This is a genomic window from Spirulina subsalsa FACHB-351, assembly GCF_026130165.1.
Classification (GTDB): domain Bacteria; phylum Cyanobacteriota; class Cyanobacteriia; order Cyanobacteriales; family Spirulinaceae; genus Spirulina_A; species Spirulina_A subsalsa_A.
In genome coordinates, this window is the sequence record NZ_JAIHOM010000018.1 from 1 (window position 1) to 18,973 (window position 18,973).

The 18,973-nt window shown below is 46.9% G+C and carries 22 protein-coding genes and 2 pseudogenes; 14 read left to right on the top strand and 10 right to left on the bottom strand.

Features of this window, described 5'->3' with window-relative positions; translation table 11 throughout:
* A pseudogene (locus K4A83_RS23035) lies at positions 1–86 on the top strand (RNA-guided endonuclease TnpB family protein); the annotation flags it as partial.
* A 57-nt stretch (positions 87–143) separates the two neighbouring features.
* On the opposite strand, the gene K4A83_RS23040 reads toward K4A83_RS23035, so the two are convergent.
* On the bottom strand, positions 144–260 hold the full coding sequence (locus tag K4A83_RS23040; protein WP_407809844.1) for a delta-aminolevulinic acid dehydratase: 117 nt from the start codon (positions 258–260) through the stop codon (positions 144–146).
* Positions 261–387: 127 nt separating this feature from the next.
* On the opposite strand from K4A83_RS23040, the gene K4A83_RS05150 reads away from it, so the two are divergent.
* Positions 388–606, top strand: a complete 219-nt coding sequence (locus K4A83_RS05150; RefSeq protein WP_265263367.1) for a hypothetical protein — start codon at positions 388–390, stop codon at positions 604–606.
* 200 nt (positions 607–806) lie between these two features.
* Here the strand turns inward: K4A83_RS05150 and K4A83_RS05155 are convergent, their stop codons facing one another.
* On the bottom strand, positions 807–2,054 hold the full coding sequence (locus K4A83_RS05155; protein ID WP_265263368.1) for a PrsW family glutamic-type intramembrane protease: 1,248 nt from the start codon (positions 2,052–2,054) through the stop codon (positions 807–809).
* Positions 2,055–2,201: 147 nt separating this feature from the next.
* Entirely contained in the window at positions 2,202–3,179 is a 978-nt protein-coding gene (locus K4A83_RS05160; RefSeq protein WP_265263369.1) for a hypothetical protein, read from the bottom strand.
* 185 nt (positions 3,180–3,364) lie between these two features.
* On the opposite strand from K4A83_RS05160, the gene gltX reads away from it, so the two are divergent.
* The 3 genes from gltX to K4A83_RS05175 all read left to right on the top strand — a co-directional run bounded on the left by gltX (position 3,365) and on the right by K4A83_RS05175 (position 6,259).
* Positions 3,365–4,813 carry a glutamate--tRNA ligase gene (gene gltX, locus K4A83_RS05165; RefSeq protein ID WP_265263370.1) on the top strand — a complete coding sequence of 483 codons (1,449 nt, stop codon included), beginning with the start codon at positions 3,365–3,367 and terminating at the stop codon, positions 4,811–4,813.
* Between the two features lie 453 nt (positions 4,814–5,266).
* A complete protein-coding gene (locus K4A83_RS05170; RefSeq protein WP_265263371.1) occupies positions 5,267–5,860 on the top strand; it encodes a DUF6272 family protein in 594 nt (197 codons plus the stop codon).
* A gap of 33 nt (positions 5,861–5,893) precedes the next feature.
* Complete coding sequence (locus tag K4A83_RS05175; RefSeq protein ID WP_265263372.1) at positions 5,894–6,259, top strand: slr1659 superfamily regulator; 366 nt, start codon at positions 5,894–5,896, stop codon at positions 6,257–6,259.
* Positions 6,260–6,273: 14 nt separating this feature from the next.
* Here the strand turns inward: K4A83_RS05175 and K4A83_RS05180 are convergent, their stop codons facing one another.
* The 3 genes from K4A83_RS05180 to K4A83_RS05190 form a co-directional block, all read right to left on the bottom strand.
* Positions 6,274–7,236: an aldo/keto reductase gene (locus K4A83_RS05180; protein WP_265263373.1), complete on the bottom strand. Its 963-nt coding sequence runs from the start codon at positions 7,234–7,236 to the stop codon at positions 6,274–6,276.
* 37 nt (positions 7,237–7,273) lie between these two features.
* On the bottom strand, positions 7,274–8,059 hold the full coding sequence (locus tag K4A83_RS05185) for a polyprenol monophosphomannose synthase (RefSeq protein WP_265263374.1): 786 nt from the start codon (positions 8,057–8,059) through the stop codon (positions 7,274–7,276).
* 132 nt (positions 8,060–8,191) lie between these two features.
* The gene (locus K4A83_RS05190; RefSeq protein WP_017305180.1) at positions 8,192–8,542 is read right to left on the bottom strand and encodes an ArsR/SmtB family transcription factor; all 351 of its coding nucleotides are present in this window, start codon (positions 8,540–8,542) and stop codon (positions 8,192–8,194) included.
* A gap of 127 nt (positions 8,543–8,669) precedes the next feature.
* Between K4A83_RS05190 and K4A83_RS05195 the strand changes: the two genes are divergently transcribed.
* The 4 genes from K4A83_RS05195 (at position 8,670) to K4A83_RS05210 (ending at position 11,136) form a co-directional block, all read left to right on the top strand.
* Positions 8,670–9,368 carry an MBL fold metallo-hydrolase gene (locus K4A83_RS05195; RefSeq protein ID WP_265263375.1) on the top strand — a complete coding sequence of 233 codons (699 nt, stop codon included), beginning with the start codon at positions 8,670–8,672 and terminating at the stop codon, positions 9,366–9,368.
* 43 nt (positions 9,369–9,411) lie between these two features.
* Entirely contained in the window at positions 9,412–10,017 is a 606-nt protein-coding gene (locus tag K4A83_RS05200; protein ID WP_265263376.1) for a Tll0287-like domain-containing protein, read from the top strand.
* Positions 10,018–10,120: 103 nt separating this feature from the next.
* Positions 10,121–10,549, top strand: a complete 429-nt coding sequence (locus tag K4A83_RS05205) for a DUF3122 domain-containing protein (RefSeq protein WP_265263377.1) — start codon at positions 10,121–10,123, stop codon at positions 10,547–10,549.
* Between the two features lie 53 nt (positions 10,550–10,602).
* Positions 10,603–11,136: a rhodanese-like domain-containing protein gene (locus K4A83_RS05210; RefSeq protein ID WP_265263378.1), complete on the top strand. Its 534-nt coding sequence runs from the start codon at positions 10,603–10,605 to the stop codon at positions 11,134–11,136.
* A 273-nt stretch (positions 11,137–11,409) separates the two neighbouring features.
* On the opposite strand, the gene K4A83_RS05215 is transcribed toward K4A83_RS05210, so the two are convergent.
* The 3 genes from K4A83_RS05215 to K4A83_RS05225 all read right to left on the bottom strand — a co-directional run bounded on the left by K4A83_RS05215 (position 11,410) and on the right by K4A83_RS05225 (position 14,302).
* Positions 11,410–12,987, bottom strand: a complete 1,578-nt coding sequence (locus K4A83_RS05215) for an Hsp70 family protein (RefSeq protein ID WP_265263379.1) — start codon at positions 12,985–12,987, stop codon at positions 11,410–11,412.
* 77 nt (positions 12,988–13,064) lie between these two features.
* On the bottom strand, positions 13,065–13,985 hold the full coding sequence (grpE, locus tag K4A83_RS05220; RefSeq protein ID WP_265263380.1) for a nucleotide exchange factor GrpE: 921 nt from the start codon (positions 13,983–13,985) through the stop codon (positions 13,065–13,067).
* Between the two features lie 14 nt (positions 13,986–13,999).
* Positions 14,000–14,302: a DUF2997 domain-containing protein gene (locus K4A83_RS05225; protein ID WP_265263381.1), complete on the bottom strand. Its 303-nt coding sequence runs from the start codon at positions 14,300–14,302 to the stop codon at positions 14,000–14,002.
* 319 nt (positions 14,303–14,621) lie between these two features.
* Between K4A83_RS05225 and K4A83_RS05230 the strand changes: the two genes are divergently transcribed.
* Positions 14,622–15,746, top strand: coding sequence for a CAP domain-containing protein (locus tag K4A83_RS05230; RefSeq protein WP_265263382.1), 1,125 nt, complete (start codon positions 14,622–14,624; stop codon positions 15,744–15,746).
* 170 nt (positions 15,747–15,916) lie between these two features.
* Here K4A83_RS05230 and K4A83_RS05235 read toward each other — a convergent pair.
* Positions 15,917–16,212 (bottom strand): annotated as a pseudogene (locus K4A83_RS05235) (transposase); the annotation flags it as partial.
* Positions 16,213–16,311: 99 nt separating this feature from the next.
* Here K4A83_RS05235 and K4A83_RS05240 point away from each other — a divergent pair.
* The 4 genes from K4A83_RS05240 (at position 16,312) to K4A83_RS05255 (ending at position 18,801) form a co-directional block, all read left to right on the top strand.
* Complete coding sequence (locus K4A83_RS05240) at positions 16,312–16,446, top strand: hypothetical protein (protein WP_265263383.1); 135 nt, start codon at positions 16,312–16,314, stop codon at positions 16,444–16,446.
* A 142-nt stretch (positions 16,447–16,588) separates the two neighbouring features.
* The gene (locus K4A83_RS05245; protein ID WP_265263384.1) at positions 16,589–16,846 is read left to right on the top strand and encodes a hypothetical protein; all 258 of its coding nucleotides are present in this window, start codon (positions 16,589–16,591) and stop codon (positions 16,844–16,846) included.
* A 220-nt stretch (positions 16,847–17,066) separates the two neighbouring features.
* Entirely contained in the window at positions 17,067–17,534 is a 468-nt protein-coding gene (gene smpB / locus K4A83_RS05250; protein ID WP_265263385.1) for an SsrA-binding protein SmpB, read from the top strand.
* Between the two features lie 397 nt (positions 17,535–17,931).
* Positions 17,932–18,801 (top strand): exosortase-dependent surface protein XDP2, encoded by an 870-nt coding sequence (locus K4A83_RS05255; protein ID WP_265263386.1) that lies wholly within the window; start codon positions 17,932–17,934, stop codon positions 18,799–18,801.
* Positions 18,802–18,973 lie beyond the last annotated feature (172 nt).

Below are 18,973 nucleotides of genomic sequence, written 5' to 3' on the forward strand. Positions count from 1 at the left end.
GGGTGGGGCGCGCCCGAATTCACGCATCGGGAGAGATTCCCTCTTGGTTGGTTGGAGAAATCCTGTCAGCTAACGGAGACTCGTAGAACGATGAATCCCCCTGCCTTCAGGCGGGGGAGAACGTCAAACCCTGCACATAATGACTAATCCATACGCGAGGCAAACCAGAATGCCCAGATCACAGTCATGGCAAACAAGAGGGTACAGAACATATCTACCCAAGTGTGCCAACTGTGAGAGTTGATAAGAGTGATGGTCATGAGTTCTAATTTTTTGTATTAAATTTTACAGTTTATTAAGGAATTGGTAACTTTCACTACCATTTTAAAAAAAATATGCCAGATTAAAAAAAGATAAAACTTTGATAAATTCTTAAGGCAGACCCCTATGAGTACCCAAGAAGAAGCTCGCAAATTAATGGTTCAGGAGCGCAAACACCAACACCATGTACAGGAGGCCATGTTAGAACGGGCTACGGAAGAGTCGGTCAATGATGGGTTAACGGAAGAACAAGCGCGAGTCCACATGGCGCAGGAACGCCAACAGGAGGGACTTCGCCATGAAGCCATGTTAGAACGGTCTGCCGAAGAAATTGGCGCTCACTAGAGCATAACTTTTTTAATTCAAAGGTGGGGTTTTCTGCCCCGATGCGATCGCTCACTCTTAACCCAGTAGTGAGCGTTTGTGTATTCTAGGGCTTACTGAATAAGTCGGAGAGCAGGGGAGCAGGGGAGCAGGGGAGCAGGGGAGCAGGGGGGCAGGGGAGAAATTCCCTATTCCCTATTCCCTATTCCCTGTTCCCCATTCTAATCTTCGGACAGGCGTGTAGCAAAATTATACTGACGAGTGGGGGAAAGTTGCCGCGCCTTCAGGATGGCCGCCGCCAAGAACGCATAGGAAAGCGTCCCCACCACCGCTAAGAGAAAAGGACTAAAAAATCCCGCCGTATTCCAGAGTGTGTGCAGAATTGAGGCCGTGAGGTAGCCTGTGAGGAGAATTGAGGCGCGTTTGCTGGGCTTCAGAACACTTAAACCGATGGAATAACCGAAATAACCACTATAGGCCACATGACCCGCAATCAGCCCTAAAATCCGGGGAATGAGTAGTTGTAAGCTCAGGAGTTGTCCGGCCGCTTCTCCCGCTTGCAGGGTGGTACTCTGCATAAGGTCGGGGATATATTGACCCAAGGTTTCAATCAAAGTGAAACCGATGGCCGAGGATGTCCCTAATAGAATCCCGTCGAGAGGTTCAATTATGCCGACACGGTGATTCCAAGGGGCTTTAAGCCGTTGACCCAGCCAAAGTGCCAAAAAGATGGGAACCGCTTTCAGGAGTTCTTCCATCAGGCCGGCTCCGAAGAACATTCGCACGAATAAATCTAAGGGGGGAATACTGGTGGGGTCCGGGGGGATGCTGCCAGGAAGGACGACGCGGAAGACGAAGGAGAAAAGTTTGAGTGCTGGACTGATAATCAGGAGGATGGTGATGAGGGAGGAAGAGAGGAGAACCCAACCGGGTTTAGGTTTGCCACAGAGTTGGTAAATGTAGTAAAAAGCAATACCTGCGAGGTAGGTGGAGAGGAGTAGATTAAAGGCAATGGGATAACCAATGGTCAGGAACATCAACACCACACAGCTAATAGTGAGGATGGCGGGGAGGAGATAGGCCTTGTGGGGGAGGTCTTTGGCTGTGGAGAAAATGGGAAAGAGTTGGGAGAGGGTGAGAATCTCTGGAGGGGGCGGGGGGGGCAGTTCAAAGACAAATTCAACTAGGTCTTTAGCGAGGGAAATGCGATCGCCCGGTTGCAAAATAGCAGCCGATTTGAGGCGTTTTCCATTGAGATAAGTCCCATTAGCGCTCCCCAGATCATGAACTTCCCAATGGTTGTTCACATAGCGTAGGGCAAAGTGACGGCGAGACACACCAATATAAAAATCTGAGTCTAAAATAATCTGACAGGTGGGATCTCGACCTAAAACGACCTCTTGAGCAGGAGTCAGAGGATAGGCAGTAAAGGGACTATGACCCGAAACTTGGCGCAAAATGGCTTGCACTATGGTTAACCTTTGACTCGAAACAGTAACTCGAAACAGTAACTCGAAACAGTAACTCGAAACGGAAAAGCTGATGCAATTTTACCAGAAATTTTGGCAGAAGTCCCCTAAATTTGAGAGGGCTTAAGCCCGAAAATCAAGCCCATCTCATTCCTCTAAATCAATTCTAGGGGGTTTTCGTCCAACATTGCGAACATTAATAAACTTGTTCAAGACATCAAACCAAAAGGGCGCGCCCATTGCTAAGGCCAATGCTGTCACCGCCCAGCCTAACATCATTCTGAACCAAGCCAAAACTTTTTGATGAAATAGCTGGTTATTCTTCTGAACATTCGGGGGAGGAAAGGACGACCAGCCGATGGGCAAAATTAAGCTATCTTCTAAGGAAAGCTGCTCAACACAACTGACATCCCGACAATTTTGTTCTTCAATTAGTTTGGTGCTTAAAGCATTAACAGCAATCCGTAATTCTTGGTCACTACTGAGACGATGGATCATATAAAATGTGTCAGCATTGAAGATAACAGAAACCCCAAATCCTAAAACAAAAGCCCATAATTTAGCCTGACGTTTATAGACTCCAGAAGCTCGTTCCATAGATTGATCAAACCAATTAGATATTTCTTGATGTAGGTGTCTCACCTTTAAGTCTGTAGTAGTCAGTCTCGATTCAGCTTGTCTGGCTAAAGCCGCAATATTATTAATCAGATACCGTTTCCGAGGGGAAGGTTCAGATTGTTTATGTTGGTCTAATTTATCAATCAAAGATTGAATATTGTCTGAGTAATTAAAATCAATATTGTATTCTCGTTTTAAAACTTCTAACAAAGCCGTAGAAAATACATCTGACGGAATATAAGACGGAGAAGGTAGCATTTGCTGTAACTTGTTTTTAATCCGCCCTTGGCTCAAAGAACGGATCAAGGGATGATGATATAATTTCCCCATCATCTCTCCTTCTGCCCCCTTGCCTTCTAAAAGATTAATAATGCCATCTCGTAAATTTTTAGCCCTAGCTTTCAATAAGCCTGCTAGAAACTCTTCTAAAGCCGAGACAAATAAACTGAGGGTTAAATAGATAAAAACTAAACCAATCGCAACATTTAATAAGGTTGGTAAGTTCATGAGAATGCTCTGTGTGTTTTACCGGATTTTGTCTCTGTTAGTATACCCACTTCTCCCGTTTGCCGTCTGACTTTTGATCCATGGCGGGCTGGGGGGTGAAGTCCCCCAGAGAAGGGAATCTAAGGGCTAACTGTTTACAACCTAAGCTATAATTAAGGGTTCTCCATAATTTGAGGATTTTGATTGTGACGGTTAGAGTACGCATTGCTCCGAGTCCAACGGGGAATTTTCATATTGGAACAGCCCGTACAGCCGTTTTTAACTGGTTGTTTGCCCGTCGTGAGGGCGGAAAGTTTATTGTCCGGATTGAAGATACAGATACAGAACGCTCGAAGGCGGAATTTACGGAAAATATCCTAGAGGGTTTGAAATGGTTAGGTTTAAGTTGGGATGAGGGGCCTTTTTATCAGTCTCAACGCATTGAACGCTATCGGGAGGCGGTGCAAAGGTTATTAGATCGGGGGTTGGCCTATCGTTGTTATTGTACAACGGAGGAGTTGGAGGCGATGCGGGAGGCGCAAAAAGCCCGCCAAGAGGCCCCGCGCTATGATAACCGCCATCGTAACTTAACGGCCGAACAAGAGGCGGCTTTTGTTGCCGAGGGACGTAAACCTGTGATCCGCTTTAAGATTGAGGATGAGCGGGAGATCATTTGGTCAGATCATGTACGGGGCCAGGTGGTTTGGAAGGGGCGCGATTTGGGGGGCGACATGGTGGTTGCTCGCACTCCGGAGGGGGATGAGGTGTTTGGTCAACCGCTCTATAATTTGGCGGTGGTGGTGGATGATATCGATATGCAGATTTCCCATGTGATTCGAGGGGAAGATCATATCGCGAACACGGCCAAGCAGATTTTACTCTATGAGGCGTTAGGGGGGACGGTGCCGGAGTTTGCCCATACGCCTTTGATTTTGAATCAGGAGGGGCGGAAACTATCCAAACGGGATGGGGTGACTTCGATTTCAGATTTTCAGGCGTTGGGTTTTTTACCGGAGGCGATCGCTAATTACATGACACTCCTTGGTTGGACTCCCCCCGAAGGCAGCCCGGAAATTTTCTCCCTAAGCGAAGCAGCCCAACAGTTTGAGCTAGATCGGGTCAGCAAGGCGGGGGCTAAGTTTGACTGGCAAAAACTGGACTGGATTAATAGTCAGTATCTGCACAATATGCCCCCCGAGCAGTTAGTAGATTTACTCATTCCCCAATGGCAAGGGGCAGGTTATGATTTCGATCCCGTGGCAGATCGGGATTGGTTGGTCGAATTAGCAGCCCTAGTCGCCCACAGTTTAACCCGTTTAACTGATGCCGTAGCCGAAGCGCGCTTATTATTCGGCGACTCCATCACCTTCAATGAGGCCGCCCAAGAGCAGTTACAACTTGAAGGGGTGAGGGAGATTCTTCAAGGGGTTTTAACCGGGCTGGAGTCGGTGGAAAACTTGACCCCAGAGACGGCAAAATCCTTGATTAATCAGGTGACAAAGGCACAAAAGGTCAAAAAAGGTCTGGTGATGAAGTCCCTGCGGGCTGGCCTCACAGGTGAAGTCCAAGGCCCTGATTTAATTCAAGCTTGGATCTTATTGCATCAAAAAGGCTGGGATACCAGCCGTTTAACTCAAGCCCTCAAGTCCGTATAAGTCCTGATTTGCATATCACATTTTGGGTGATAAGACAAGGGAGTTTTGCGGTAGTTTTTTTGGAAATTCTGAGCAACTTTCACAAAATCTTCACAATAATAGATTATAGTTCAAGGAAGATTACAAAAAAATACTGACTCTAGACAAGCACCGAAGAGAACCACTTTGAACGGAATCCCCTAGGATACTATTTGACTCACTGGGATTTCCTGTTGCTCCTCTCTAATCTGTTAGAGATGCAACCAAAGGCGTTCTCTGCTTTTTTGTTTAAAAAAAATAATTCTTTTGCCATTTTAACCCTTTCTAATCACCTGTCACCAATGTTATATTGTATCGGGTGCAACTGCGGCTGATATCCAGATTTCTGTTAAAAGTAACATTATTTCCTCTGGTGAGATAATAGCTAACCATCATTAGGCTATCCTCTTTGTGATTAAGTAGTAGTAGAATAATATGTCAAAAGTTTTCGGTCACTTTCTCAATACATTCCCTCCGGATCATGATTCTTTGGAGTTAAACTTTAGACCGAGTTCTAAAAGTATCAAAGAACGCTGGCGGAATAATCGCCTTTCTGCTTATTTTGTGGCAAACTATTTTTCAACTTTTGTCGGAAGTAAAAAGGAGGATAAAGATCATGAACGGCAACTAAAAGAGGGTAAAGCGGCTGTGAGCTATATTGCTAATGAACTGTTAGAAAATGCCGTAAAATTTCATGATGAACCGGAAAGTAGCACTCATACAATTCGCTTTGGGATTCATTTTATTGAAAATCAGTTGATTACAGCCGTAATTTTCGCCACGAATGTTATTAAGACAGATAAGATGAAACCGTTTGAGGATTGGATTCAGGAGTTGCTTTCTGTCGATACGGAGGAGCTTTATATTAAGAAAGTAGAAGAAAGCTTAGAAAATGATGAACAATCTGGAGTAGGGTTGCTAACTATTATTAATGACTATGATGCACGATTGGGGTGGTATTTTGAAGAAGTTCCCGAAGACCCTACTATCTGTTTTGTAACAACAATGGCACAAGTTACTATAGAATAGTTGTGGGAATTAGGTTGCTGAGGAGGGACGGAGATGAAGTCAGATATTGTCGGTGAGGATTACCGAATTTTATATGATGAACAGGGCAATACAGTTGCTTTTTATGGTGAACTGAGTTTAAGTGGCTCAAAGGATTATGAGCCAATTAAGCAGTTGTTAGAAGAGGCAACGAGTGAAGAGCTAGAGCAGTTTACTTTAGATTTGAAAGAGTTATATTTTCTCAATAGTTCAGGAATTAGTATGTTGTCTAAGTTTGTGATTGGGATGAGAAAGTCGGATACTCAATTGATTGTAATTGGTTCGGAGGAGATTCCTTGGCAGAAAAAATCTCTCTCCAATTTACAGAAGTTTTTACCTAGTTTGCAGTTAGTGATGGAGGCATCTGAGGAAACGAGTTGAGGGGGAATTAATAATTAAGTAAAGGCCCAGAGGACTCGCTCTTGTCGGAAGGGGGCGGCGACTGTCTCGCCGATGTCGCTAATGGTGACTAAATCGGCTGGGGAAAGTTCAATCGTTGCGGCTTGGGCATTATCGAGGACTTGGCTGGCATAACGCGCTCCGGCGATCGCACAAGTTTGAGGTTGAGCGATTAACCAAGCGAGCGCCAACTGGGCTAGACTACAATCATAACGAGCGGCAATGGGTCGCAATTGGTCTAAAGCGTCCTGCACTCGCCCATAGTGTTCGGGCTGAAAGAGTTTGTTCTGGTAACGATGATCTCCCTCCACAAATTGATGATCTCGTCCAAATTTCCCGGTTAAAAAGCCTTGAGCTAAGGAAGAATAGGCGAGAATTGTGATCTGATTTTCTACACAATAGGGCATTTGTTCTCCTTCAATTTGTCGCCAAAAGAGAGAATAGGGGGGCTGTAAACTCTCAATGGTGCCGTATTGTGCGGCTTCTTGGAGTTGGGGGAGGGAGAAGTTAGAGACTCCAATGGCGCGAATTTTACCCTGTTCTTTAAGGGTATTGAGGGCGTTCATGGTTTCTGCGATGGGAACAAGGGGAGTGTTCCATGTTCCGGCGGGCCAGTGGATTTGGTACAAATCGATATAGTCGGTTTGTAGGTTTTTGAGAGATCCTTCACAGGCGGCGATGACCTGATCATAGGCCAGATGGGTGGAGAAGACTTTGGAGGCATAGACGGCGCGATCGCGCACATCCCCCAGCGCTTGGGCTACCATGCGCTCAGAATGCCCCTCTCCGTAGATTTCTGCGGTGTCAATGGTGGTGATTCCGGCCTCAAAGGCGGCTCGAATGGCTTTGATCGTTTCTTGATCTTCAATGCCCGCCCACATCCGTTTCCCAGCTTGCCACGTTCCCATGAGAATGGGGGTAATTTGAAGGTCTGATGTTCCGAGTTGGCGTGTTTTCATGAGTTATCCCTGATCCATAATCCGTTATTCAACGAGCTTAACCGACCTGAGTCAAGCGCAACAGGTGTTTTAAATAAATCCAGAAATGCTGGGCGTTGACTTTGCTCCATCCCGCGTGGCGTTTGCGAAAAATATACCCCACTTCACAGATGTTCTGGGGGGTGGTGCGGCTGAGAATTTCGAGGAGGATTTTGTAGCCAACGGGTTGAAAAGCAATGTTTAAGAGGGTGTGACGACGGATGAGAAAGTAACCACTCAGAGGATCGGTAACGGACTGTTTGAGTTGAGGTAAGACGGAGAAACTGAGCCATTTTGCCCCCCTAGAGAGGATCCGTCGGATCAGACTCCAATCTTGACAGCCTCCGTTAGGAAGGTGACGACTGGCGATCGCTAAATCATGATGATGCTCCATGGCGGCAAGCAGAGTCAGCAAGGTTTCCGGGGGGTGTTGAAAGTCCCCATCCATTACGCCTAACACTTGCCCCCGGGCGACTTGCCAGCCCCGCAGCACAGCCGAGGCTAGTCCTCGTTCCCCCAAACGACGCAAGACGCGCAGTTGAGGATAATGGACTGTCAATTCTAAGGCGATCGCCCAGGTTTGATCCGGACTATCATCATCCACCACAATCAGTTCATAGTTTTGGGGAAGTGCCTGATCCAAAACTCGCACTAATTCTGAGATTAAGAGACGAATATTCGGGCGTTCGTTGTAGGTGGGAATCACCAGCGAGAGGAAGAGGTTTGACCTCGGGGAGTCAGGAATTATCCATGCTCCGGTGGGGACGGTTTCTAATACACCCGTGGCTAGAATACATTCGGTCATAGAGTATGGCAACGATTGGCAAGAATTCCTTGAATATCTTAATCGTTTACGACCATGACAACCCATTCCTTCCACAACTCATCACCCTTGGGGATTCATGCCAAGGGTGATGAGTGGGTGAGGGTGAATTGACTACAACCGTTTAAAGGCATCTAAATGTTCAAGATGCTGGGATTGTTGTTCTAAATTCACGGAAAGGCGATCGCATACAATCTCACACAACTTGAAAACACTCACATCGGTGATCTCGTAATAAACACTTACCCCTTGAGGTTGGCGCTTGACAATCCCTACCTGAGTCAGAATTTTTAGGTGTTTGGACACATTCGCTTGTCCGAGTCCTGTGACTTCAATAATCTCCGTTACGTTCTTTGCGCCAGATTTTAAACTACAAAGGATGTGCAAACGACTCACTTCAGACAAAACCTTGAAGTATTCCGCAATCCGGTTGAGTGCTTCTGGCGAAACCTGTGTTGTCAGCATTTTGCAATAATGTGCAGCTATTTTGATTTTCCTCTTGACACCATATTACCATATGGTAGTATGATAAATATGAAAAACATAGATATCATTTAAGTGTACCTTGTTTTAACCCAGAGGAGGCCGCCAAATGCTGTTCCGTCAACTCTTTGACCCAGAAACCAGTACCTATACTTATCTCATTGCAGATTTAGAGACGAAAGAAGCGATCTTAGTGGATCCCGTGTTGGAGCAAGTGGATCGGGATTTATCATTGATTCAGGAGTTGGGGTTAACCCTGCGTTATTGCCTTGAAACCCATATTCACGCCGATCACATTACCGGAACCGGGAAATTGCGGGATTTAACAGGATGTCAGGGGATTGTTCCAGAACACGCCATTGCCGCTTGTGCTAACCGTCATATTAAAGATGGGGAAGTCATTACAATGGGGTCCATTGAGGTGAAAGCCCTTTTTACCCCAGGCCATACGAACTGTCACATGACCTATGCCGTCAATGGCACCCACTTATTAACCGGGGATGCCTTGTTTATTCGCGGATGTGGTCGCACCGACTTCCAAAGCGGAGATCCCGGTCAACTGTACGATTCCATCACCGGGTGCTTGTTTACCTACCCCGATGAAACCCTGATTTATCCCGGCCATGACTACCGAGGACAAACAGTTTCAACGGTGGGGGAAGAGAAGAAATTTAATCCTCGTTTAGCGGGACGCGATCGCACTTCATTCATTGAACTGATGAATAGTTTAAACCTCCCCGACCCCCAAAAGATTATGGAAGCGGTTCCGGCTAATCAAAAATGTGGCAAAGTCCCCGCATTATCCTAGTCTGAATCTTTCCTTTGTCCACACTCTATATGAGGTTCGTTTTATGCGCTTTCTCCCTTCTGCCTTCATCTTAGGCGTGAGTTTATGCCTTGTGTTCTTATTCAGTTTCCCCAAGATGGCACGGGCCGATATTCCCCCCGAAAACTTAGCCCAAGTTGTCCAAGAAATTGAATATTTAGATCAAATGCGTTCCGGACTCGCCTCCACCCTCGAAGGTCGTAGCGAGGAACCCACCCCCCAAACCATGCAGGAAGTATGTAAACCTGTGGGGATGCGGGCCAAGCAGTTGAGTCAGGAAAACGGCTGGCAAGTGAAGCAAATAGCCAGTAAATACCGCAATCAGGAGCATAAACCCGACTCCCCCCAAGCGGTGCAAGCCTTAAACCGTTTTAGTGAAGACCCCGAGTTATTGGCCTTTTGGCAAAAAGACACCCTACAGGGTCAGGAGGGACTGCACTATTTCCGACGGATTAATGTAGAGGCCAGTTGTTTAGCCTGTCACGGGGCTAAAGATAGCCGACCCAAATTTGTCAAGGAGAAGTACCCCCAAGACTTAGCCTTTGATTTCCAAGTTGGCGACCTGCGCGGGATGTATTCCGTATTTGTGCCGGACGTGCAACAGGCCTTACAACAAGCTTTAACGGAGTAAAACGATGTGTAAGGGGTTTCTAGCTCTTAATTCTCTATTGAGCGCGATAAAAGGTCAATTGAAACGGCTTTTTTGGGTGGGGTGCATCCTGTTGTTAAGTCTGATGATGGTCGGGCAACCTGCGATCGCCGAGATCCGCCAACTGCCCGAACGTGCCGACCAGATGCTCTACCAATCCCGGCAAACCTTGCAAGATCAAAACGGCAAAACATGGCAAGTGGTGCTGTTTAAACGAGTTAAACCAGATCAGCCCAGCCTAACTCACTTGCGCTTAGTGGGATTCCCCGGCATCACCGTCACCCATCCCCATCCCCTACTCTTGGCTGCTGGGTCCCTAGAATTGAGTGCCAGTGATGATTTTGCCGAACAATCACCCTCCCCCAACGTTGGACAGTATGACTTAACCGAAATTATCCCCCAACTGCCCGGGGTGAACTTTCTCCGTCTTAATGTTCCCACCCTTGAACAACCCGTAGAATTGCGCGTTCCCTTCTTTGTATTGCAAGAGTGGAAAGAACTCAACCAACGCTAACCCATTCCGTCTTTTTGTTCTTCCTTTTCGACACTTTTAGGAGTTTATAAACTATGACTAACGTACAAAATCGTCTAAAAAACCTCGATCCCGCTACCTTATACGCCGCTTTAGAACAGGATAAAGTCTATCTCATTGACGTGCGTGAACCTTCCGAATTTGCCGGGGAACGGATTCACGGAGCAACACGAGTGTCTTTATCCAGTTTTGAGGCTGATCGCATCCCCCAAGATGCCCAAAAACAATTAGTTCTCTACTGTCAACATGGCAACCGTTCCAGTCAAGCTGCCCAAAAACTCTTTATGGCCGGATTTGAAAAAGTCAGCCATCTTGAAGGAGGACTCAACAACTGGAAACAACAAGGTTATCCCACCTTTGTTAACAAAAAAGCCCCCATTAGTATTATGCGGCAAGTGCAAATTATCGCCGGATCTCTCATGTTAACTGGGACAATTTTAGGCGCATTTGTTTCCCCCTGGTTTCTGTTGCTCAGTGGTTTTGTTGGTGCCGGATTAACCTTTGCCGGAGTTACCGGAACTTGTGCAATGGCGCGGATACTCTCTAAACTTCCTTATAATCAAGTTTGACCTCTCCCTTGCTTAAAACTCGGGGGATTATAGCTGATATTGCTATGGGGTAGTTAACCTTGACAAGTTAAGTCTTTTCTCCTCTTGTCAAGGTCAGGGAGTCGGGTGTCGGGTGTCGGGAATCGGGAATCGGAAACAATTGATAATTGATAATTGTCAATTGTCAATTATCAATTCCCTATTACTTCTCCCCTGCCCCCCTGCTCCCCTGCTCCCCTGCCCCCCTGCTCCCCTGCTCCCCCATTCCCGACTCCCCGAGTAATTCACCAAGCCCTATTGTAGTTTGGCGATCGCACCTTTTTCGACTAACACCTGTTCGGTTAACAAATCCTTGACTGTGGCTAATAATACCCGTTGCTCGTTGACTTCAAATTCTACCGAAATCCGATCCATGCCCACCTGTCCACAGGGATTCAAATGGGCGACACAAACCTCCGCATGATGACTGTCAAGGGAGCGATACTGAGATTGACGATGGAGTTTACTACTCGACATTCGCCCCAATTCATCATAGGTGACTTCAGCTTGGCTCACTTCTGCCACTTCCCCAATATCGAGGCGAATTTCCCTCTGTCCTTCCCGGGCTACTTGTAAGGTTAAGGGATCGTCCCGTTTACAAGGATATTGACTACCCCGATTAAACAGGGTGAAGTAGGAGTAAGTGCGGGTGGTGGGCTCCCACAGACGGAGGGCGTAACTGTGGCGTAAATAATCTTCTATGGCCTCGATTTGGGTGAGGGCTAAAGCCCCGTGACAGACGGCTTCAAAAGGTTTGCCCAGTTGAACTCGCGATCGCCCAAAATAGGAAACAATCAACTGTTGCACCGCCGGAATCAAACAACTCCCCCCCACCAGTAACACCTGTTCAATATCACTTTTTTGGACTCCTTTCCCCAAGGCCGTCATCACCACTTCATCGAGGGCTTCCCGCAACTGCTCTAAAAACTGGTGTCGTTCGAGAATTTCCTCCAACTGGTACCGCTCTAAACTCAAATCGTAGGACATAAAATTTTCTTCATCGAGCCAACTTTCCGCCGCATTTTCTTCCCGAGATAGGCGAATTTTTAAGCGTTCTGCTAACTCTAGTAAATTCTGCCAACTCACTCCATCCACACTATCCCGAGCGGTTCCCTGTTGTCTGAGATAGTCTTCCACAATCCAAATATCAATATCTTCCCCCCCCACATAAGCATCGGATTTCGCGATCACTTGAGCAGAAACCGCTTGTTGGTTGCCCATTGCTCCCTCGGTGCGGACTAAACTCAAATCGAGGGTACCGCCCCCAAAATCAATCACCAATACTAACGCGCCGGGTTGTTGCACGGCATAACCGAGGGCGGCGGCGGTAGATTCATCAATAAAGCGTCGTTCTTTTACTCCTAATTGATCGGCAAAATCATTAAACCAGTCCAGATACCGTTCAAATGCGCCCACAGGCACCGTAAAAATGAGTTCTGAGGGGGTTATATCTTGGTTTTGAATATTTTGCCAGATTTGCTGTAAAAACCGTTCTGAGACAGTCTGAGCATCGTAGGTGAAGCCGTCGAGTTGACGGGGGGGCATTTGGAAATCGGCGGCTAACTCCCGTTTGAAGCTTTTAAACAGGCGTTCAGGTTCAGTGAAACCGAAACGTTGCGATCGCACTTGCTCGCCAATTAAAATCTTGTCAGAGGCCTGCACATAGAGCAAACTGGGGATTACAGGCACATCTACCCAACTCCCCTCTTTACTCTTGCTGCGAAACAAACGGGACATTTCCCCGAAGCGCAGAGTTTTCGGGGCTTGGGTATCAGGTTCTAAAAAACTAACGATGGTGTTGCTGGTGCCGAAATCAATAGCAACGGTGGTCATTGCCTTAAACTAGGTAATAGGGAATGGGGACTCGGGAATAGTTAATGCACACAGAGTTAAGGGATCAAGATGGGGGGTTAGGTTTTGGGCAAGGTGCGACTGACCTTCGCAGGGCAGAGAATGCGATCGCCCTCTCGGTAGCCAACAAAGCGAATATACACCAAATCCCCCGCTTGAATATCATTGCGATCGGCTTGATGAATTTGGGGGTCAAAAATCACCTGTTCCCAAGCAGAACCAATCGGTTCATACCCCCAAGCATTGAGTAAATTTTTCAGAGGGGTGAACAAAGCAATTAAATTTTTAGCGGGTAAATTGGGTTTAGCCTCCGCCATAGTGCAAGCCGTGGGGAAATTCATCAACAGGGTTTGTAACTGCTCAAAAACCTCAGTCTTAATATCCCCGCGAGTTTGCTCGCTCCCCTTTTGTAATTCTGCCCGCATCCGACGACATTGTTGTTGCAGTTGTTGCACCTGATAGTTTGCCTCATCCAAGGTCTGATCCTGTGCGGTGGTCTGTTCTTCCAATTGGGCTACCTTAGCTTGAGCCGTTGCTAAACCCTCTTCGGCTGCCGCTAATTGCTGTTTGAGCATCACGGTTTCATCATACAAACTTTGGCATTTTTGATGTAACTTGCCAATTTCTTGGAAAGCTGCCCCCAAGGACGGGAAGGAAATACCAAACTGTTGGAGCAACTCTTCTAGGGTCCAGTTGAGCGTCGTTGCTAAACGTTGCAATTGTTGCAACTCTAGTTTTTCAATCGACCCTTGACGCAATTGTTGTAACTCCCGAGGAGTAAGACCCGACTTGCGTTGTAGAGCCGTCCAACTGGTAAGACTCGCCTGCAAAAGGCGATCGCGCAACAATTCATCTCCCGGATAGGTACAATCTAGATTCTCCTCTCGCGCCATCCGTGAACCCACCACCGTCAACAGCGCCAGAGTCCCCCCGAACCAAAGAACGACACCGAACCAAAAAAGATTGGGGTCATCAACCATGATGCTATCCTCTACTATCCCTGCTGTTCCAGCGATTGCGATTGGGTTTCCGTTTGAGTGAGGATATTCGATTCTCGGTAATAGTCCGGGAGAAATTCTTGGCTTTCAACTTCACCCATTGCCTGTTCAATCTCCTCCGTCACCTTTGTACAGTGGGCGCCGGCAATCCCATCAACAACCGTTTCAACAATTTTGCCATCTTTGCCGATCCGGTATTCAATTTTCTGGTATTCTGCCATCTTGACTCCAATAAAAATCAGGGTATTCGGAAAAACACTCCAGAGCAGCCACTCTAGTTTCCGATTGTATCTCGACATCTTCCTCAATGTATCAGGGGGTGAAACATTCAGGCTGATCTTTTAGCGGAAGATTCCATCTTTCTCCTGTTCTGCCCCCCACTTTGGCAGGATGTGATTACAATATGGCTATAAAACTCATCCCAACCGCACTCTGGCCTCAGAAAAATCATCAATTAAGCGGCGCACCGCTTAGGAGTTTTCTCCCTCCAGAGTCCAAGTCCAGAAATCCCCCCTACCCTACAACGTGGGTTAGCGGTGGGATGATGCAACCTCAAGAAACTAAATCTTGCTAAAGTCTTCAAATGTGATTGCCGAACTCAGTTAAGTTAAACAGTCTATGCACCGGATCCAACTTTATGCGATCGCCCTCCTAAGTGGTTTAACCGTGGTCATACCCCTGACCACCCCCCTCTTAGCGGCATCTAACAGTTCTTCCCTAGAACCTCAAACCCCCGTCCGAGTCAGTCAAACTCCCCCCGGAGTGGCTGCCCCAGAATTGTCCCCCTTTGAAACCCGCGTATGGCGCGAAATTAACAGTCTTCGCACTAATCCTTCCGCCTATGCCGACTGGTTAGAATCCCAGCGCGTCCACTTTAACGGCAACCTCCTAGAAATTCCCGGAGAACCGACCATTACAACCCAAGAAGGAGTCGATGCCCTCGATGAAGCCATTCGCTTCCTGAGAGAAGCCCGTCCCCTCTTGCCCTTACAATTGTCCCCCGGAATGTCTAAAGCCGCCCAAGACCACGTTGAGGACCAAGGGCAAACCGGACAAACTGGCCATACAGGCAGTGATGGCAGTGCCTTTTTTGAGCGCTTGAGTCGCTATGGTCTAGTCAACGGCCCGGCCGCAGAAAATATTACCTACGGGGAAGAGTCCGCCCGTATCATGGTGATGCGCTTGATTTTAGACGATGGTCTACCCCAACGAACCCAGCGCAATAATCTATTCAATATTGATTTTAAATTCATGGGGTTAGCTTGTGGTTCACACCCAACCCTAACGAATATGTGTACCATCAATTTGGCGGGGGCCTATCAAGAACAAACCGTTGCCACACCCCCCCAAACTCCTCCCGAAACGCCCCCGACAACTCCCTCTGACCCTGACACAACGCCGACTCCTCCTACTAGCACCTCGGCCGGGGTAATTTTAATTCAAGAAGGAGTGCTACAGGATGGAGACCCGATGTACGAGGATGGCAGTCTTTATCATGAACATCGTTTTCGAGGAGAAGAAGGCCAAGCGGTCACCATTCGTCTAGAAAGTGATGAGTTTGACACCTTCTTAGCGGTTTTGAATGAAGATGGCACCGAAGTTCTGGCGCAAAATGATGACATCAGTGAAGATGATACCAACTCCTTAATTCAAATGACCCTGCCCTACAATGGCATCTATCGGGTGTTTGTCAATGGTTATCACCCAACCGATCGGGGACGTTATCGGTTAGTGATTTACTAAAGAGCAGGTGCTATTCTGGTCTGACCGGAAGCAGTACAACAGGGGCTAGGTGGGATAGCAGAATCCCCCTAGTCCCTTTTTAACAGTGAACAGTTTAATACAAGTGTAATACGATATGTGTTACACTTGGCAAAGTGGATGTTCACAGGAGAAAAAGCCATGAGGGTGAACTACCCCACCCTGCCGTTGGCGAGGATGGGGCTTCCTGATTCAACGGGAACTGCATCTAACAAAACCGATGTTTTGCCAGGTTGTCTTACACTCCCTCCCCAGGCAGTATCGCTGGTTCCCAACGACAAGATCCGCAAGTCTTCATTTCTGATATTTTGTGCTTGGCTAGCTTGTGGTTTCGTAACATCCCTTTTACCTTCAGATTCTCTACAGCAATAACTTGGTTTTCGTTGACTATCTTGCGGGATAGTTTGTGTAGAAAGTCCTCACGGCAACGGGCAGTCTTGCCATAAACCGCCGATCACATTGTACCTGATCATCCGAGGATTCGCGATCGCTCAGTTGGTTTATTGGTTGCTATTCATCCCCTCCCTGCAAGCGAGGAAGCAACATTTTGTTAAAACGCTGGGAGTCGCCCCGTCGTGTAGGTCGCAATGACAAGGGACGGGGGGGAACCGCCCGACAGCGCCAGTTGCGCAAACAGCAGCAAACCTTGCGACGGAAGCTAAAATCCTACCCTTCGACCTGAATAACGGTCGATCTATCGCGCTGGCAGAGCAGCCATTTCTCTCTTAATCACAAAGTTGGTCAAAACCCAAAAAGGGGACTATAATGAAATTAAGTTGATTTTTTGTTCAACGTTTTTTAGTCGTTCCACCCCCATAATAGCCATGACCAAGCACTACATCCTCCATTTAGACCCGAACGCCGAACACCCTTGGGATCAGTGTGTGTTGCGTAATCCCATGACAGGGGAACGACCGGATTTACAAAATGCGATCGCCCAGGCCGTTGGATCTGCTTCTGGGGAATACTTGATTGCCGTCAACATTGAAGTCGAAGTCTTAGAATCCACCACCCTCCCCCAGTCTAAACCCGAAACTCGTCCCTTGGCTCTCTGGAAAACCCCCGTCCCCCTCGCCAACTAATCCCTTGAGACTCAGCAAAATATTGTAGGATCTCAACATAGGCGAACAACGCAGGATCGAGTCCAGTTCAACCGTTATGCGCTCATCATCCGGTTTCTGAGTCCAATCGCGCTTAAACCTCCGAAAGTCACTCAGAAACCGGGTTTTCTGCTCCAATCTTTTGGGTTCAAACCCCCATTCTTTAAGGCGTGTAGTTCACTCATCACTTCAGGAAAAAACCATGGGAGAAGAGAAAAGCGGCGTGAAAATCATTACAGATAATCGTAAAGCGAGATATCTGTATGAAATCGTAGAAACCTACGAAGCCGGAATTCAATTAGTCGGCACAGAAGTTAAATCCATCCGCGCCGGACGGGTTAATATGCAGGATGGCTATGGACTGATCCGCAACGGAGAAGCCTGGTTAATTAACGTTCATATTTCCCCTTACCAAGAGAGTAGCGATTACTTCAATCATGATCCTCGTCGGACGCGCAAGTTATTAATGAAGCGTAAGGAAATCAACAAATTAGTGGGCAAATTAGAACAAAAAGGCTTAACTTTAGTGCCGTTAAAAATGTATTTTAAGCGAGGTTGGGTGAAAGTCGTTCTCGGTTTAGGACGCGGGAAGAAACTCCACGACAAACGGGAAACAACGAAACAACGCCAAGATCAAAGGGATATGCAGCGTGCCTTGAAACGATTTTAAACTCTAAAACCTCCCTAGGGTGCGTCAGACCGAATCAAGATCAACTTAAATTAAAATAGTCACAACTGACGCACTATCTCAAGTCACTGACGCACCACCTGACCGAAAAAAGATAAGAATATCCCCGTTGACCTTTCATTGAAAAACCCTAAATTCAGTGAAAACTCGGTTGTGGAAATTATAAAAATAGTTTACTAACTACATTCTTCTCTGAATAAACTTCTTCTAAAAAATCACGCATCTACTTTACACAGGCTTTAAATAGACCACAAAAAAACCAAGGTTTCGTAAAAAGACCTTGTTTGGCCTTGTCTTGGCTTAGAGCAGATTGTTATAAAGGGAACAACAGGGTCTCTAAAGAGTATTGAGTAAAACTAGAAAATAAGGTAAACGACTAATGAACACTAAACTCAGCTTATCTATCTTCGCAGGAATTTTAGCCAGCAGCCTCGGATTAAGTAGTGCAGCCCAAGCGGCAGGTTTTTATTTCCAGACTAATTATTCAACCAACCCGAGCTTAAGCGGAGATAACCGTTGGCGCGGTGATATCATGCTGGATTCTGTCACCTTTGATGATCAGACATTTAGCAATTTCTCCTTAGTGAATAATGTGAACATCCTCTACAATGATGCCTTCACGGGGGGAAATACTGGTGCAGCCAGTGCAGATATGGGGCGCTTGGCAACTATTGGTTTATCTCAAGAGGATCTCACCAATGATGGTGCTGTGGCAGCGTTAGGAAATCAGAACCTGGGCAGCATTATTGATGGGGAAGATAGAGGAACCGTCTCGATGGATCTGTTCTTTGAAACGGCTGTGAATAACCTGTTACTCTGGGAACGGGGCCGGAATAGTGGGATGTCTATTCAAGCCATTGACAAACAAGGGAACTTATTAGGAAATCTCCTCAATCTGGACGCTCGTCAGTGGGCTGATGCCGGATTCCGGATGGGTACAATGGAAATTGGCAATAGTGTTCAAAACGTGGGTTCTATTGGGATATCTCTTGAGGATTTAGGGCTTTCGTCTTTGATTCATGGGGTTCGGGTGGTAGCGAAAGGTAACAGTTTCTTCAATAATAATGTCTCTTTAGATGATTTAGGATTGCTGGAAAGTACGGGTAAAAATGCCGCTTTCTACAATGGCCCTGACTTTAAGGTAGTAGGTTTAAAAACATCTGTTCCCGAACCTACAATGGTGATTGGTTTAGGTGCTGTCGCGTTTGGTGTGTTAACCACTCGTCGCAAACGGGCGAATAATGCCTAAGTGTAACCGCGTTCTAGGTTAGACGCAATGAACCCAACACTTAACCAGAAAGTGTTGGGTTTCGCTGTTGCTTTCCCTATTACTTGACTTTAACAAGAGGAGAAAAGCCTTAACTTGTCAAGGTTGGGTGTTGGGTTTCGCTGTCGCTACACCCAACCTACGGGGAGTTTTC

Excerpts from the sequence above, each read along its gene's own strand:
- K4A83_RS23040 (WP_407809844.1), bottom strand. The coding sequence starts at position 260 with ATGACCATCACTCTTATCAACTCTCACAGTTGGCACACTTGGGTAGAT.
- K4A83_RS05150 (WP_265263367.1), top strand. The coding sequence starts at position 388 with ATGAGTACCCAAGAAGAAGCTCGCAAATTAATGGTTCAGGAGCGCAAA.
- K4A83_RS05160 (WP_265263369.1), bottom strand. The coding sequence starts at position 3,179 with ATGAACTTACCAACCTTATTAAATGTTGCGATTGGTTTAGTTTTTATC.
- K4A83_RS05170 (WP_265263371.1), top strand. The coding sequence starts at position 5,267 with ATGTCAAAAGTTTTCGGTCACTTTCTCAATACATTCCCTCCGGATCAT.
- K4A83_RS05175 (WP_265263372.1), top strand. The coding sequence starts at position 5,894 with ATGAAGTCAGATATTGTCGGTGAGGATTACCGAATTTTATATGATGAA.
- K4A83_RS05180 (WP_265263373.1), bottom strand. The coding sequence starts at position 7,236 with ATGAAAACACGCCAACTCGGAACATCAGACCTTCAAATTACCCCCATT.
- K4A83_RS05185 (WP_265263374.1), bottom strand. The coding sequence starts at position 8,059 with ATGACCGAATGTATTCTAGCCACGGGTGTATTAGAAACCGTCCCCACC.
- K4A83_RS05190 (WP_017305180.1), bottom strand. The coding sequence starts at position 8,542 with ATGCTGACAACACAGGTTTCGCCAGAAGCACTCAACCGGATTGCGGAA.
- K4A83_RS05195 (WP_265263375.1), top strand. The coding sequence starts at position 8,670 with ATGCTGTTCCGTCAACTCTTTGACCCAGAAACCAGTACCTATACTTAT.
- K4A83_RS05200 (WP_265263376.1), top strand. The coding sequence starts at position 9,412 with ATGCGCTTTCTCCCTTCTGCCTTCATCTTAGGCGTGAGTTTATGCCTT.
- K4A83_RS05205 (WP_265263377.1), top strand. The coding sequence starts at position 10,121 with ATGATGGTCGGGCAACCTGCGATCGCCGAGATCCGCCAACTGCCCGAA.
- K4A83_RS05210 (WP_265263378.1), top strand. The coding sequence starts at position 10,603 with ATGACTAACGTACAAAATCGTCTAAAAAACCTCGATCCCGCTACCTTA.
- K4A83_RS05215 (WP_265263379.1), bottom strand. The coding sequence starts at position 12,987 with ATGACCACCGTTGCTATTGATTTCGGCACCAGCAACACCATCGTTAGT.
- grpE (WP_265263380.1), bottom strand. The coding sequence starts at position 13,985 with ATGGTTGATGACCCCAATCTTTTTTGGTTCGGTGTCGTTCTTTGGTTC.
- K4A83_RS05225 (WP_265263381.1), bottom strand. The coding sequence starts at position 14,302 with ATGTCGAGATACAATCGGAAACTAGAGTGGCTGCTCTGGAGTGTTTTT.
- K4A83_RS05230 (WP_265263382.1), top strand. The coding sequence starts at position 14,622 with ATGCACCGGATCCAACTTTATGCGATCGCCCTCCTAAGTGGTTTAACC.
- K4A83_RS05245 (WP_265263384.1), top strand. The coding sequence starts at position 16,589 with ATGACCAAGCACTACATCCTCCATTTAGACCCGAACGCCGAACACCCT.
- smpB (WP_265263385.1), top strand. The coding sequence starts at position 17,067 with ATGGGAGAAGAGAAAAGCGGCGTGAAAATCATTACAGATAATCGTAAA.
- K4A83_RS05255 (WP_265263386.1), top strand. The coding sequence starts at position 17,932 with ATGAACACTAAACTCAGCTTATCTATCTTCGCAGGAATTTTAGCCAGC.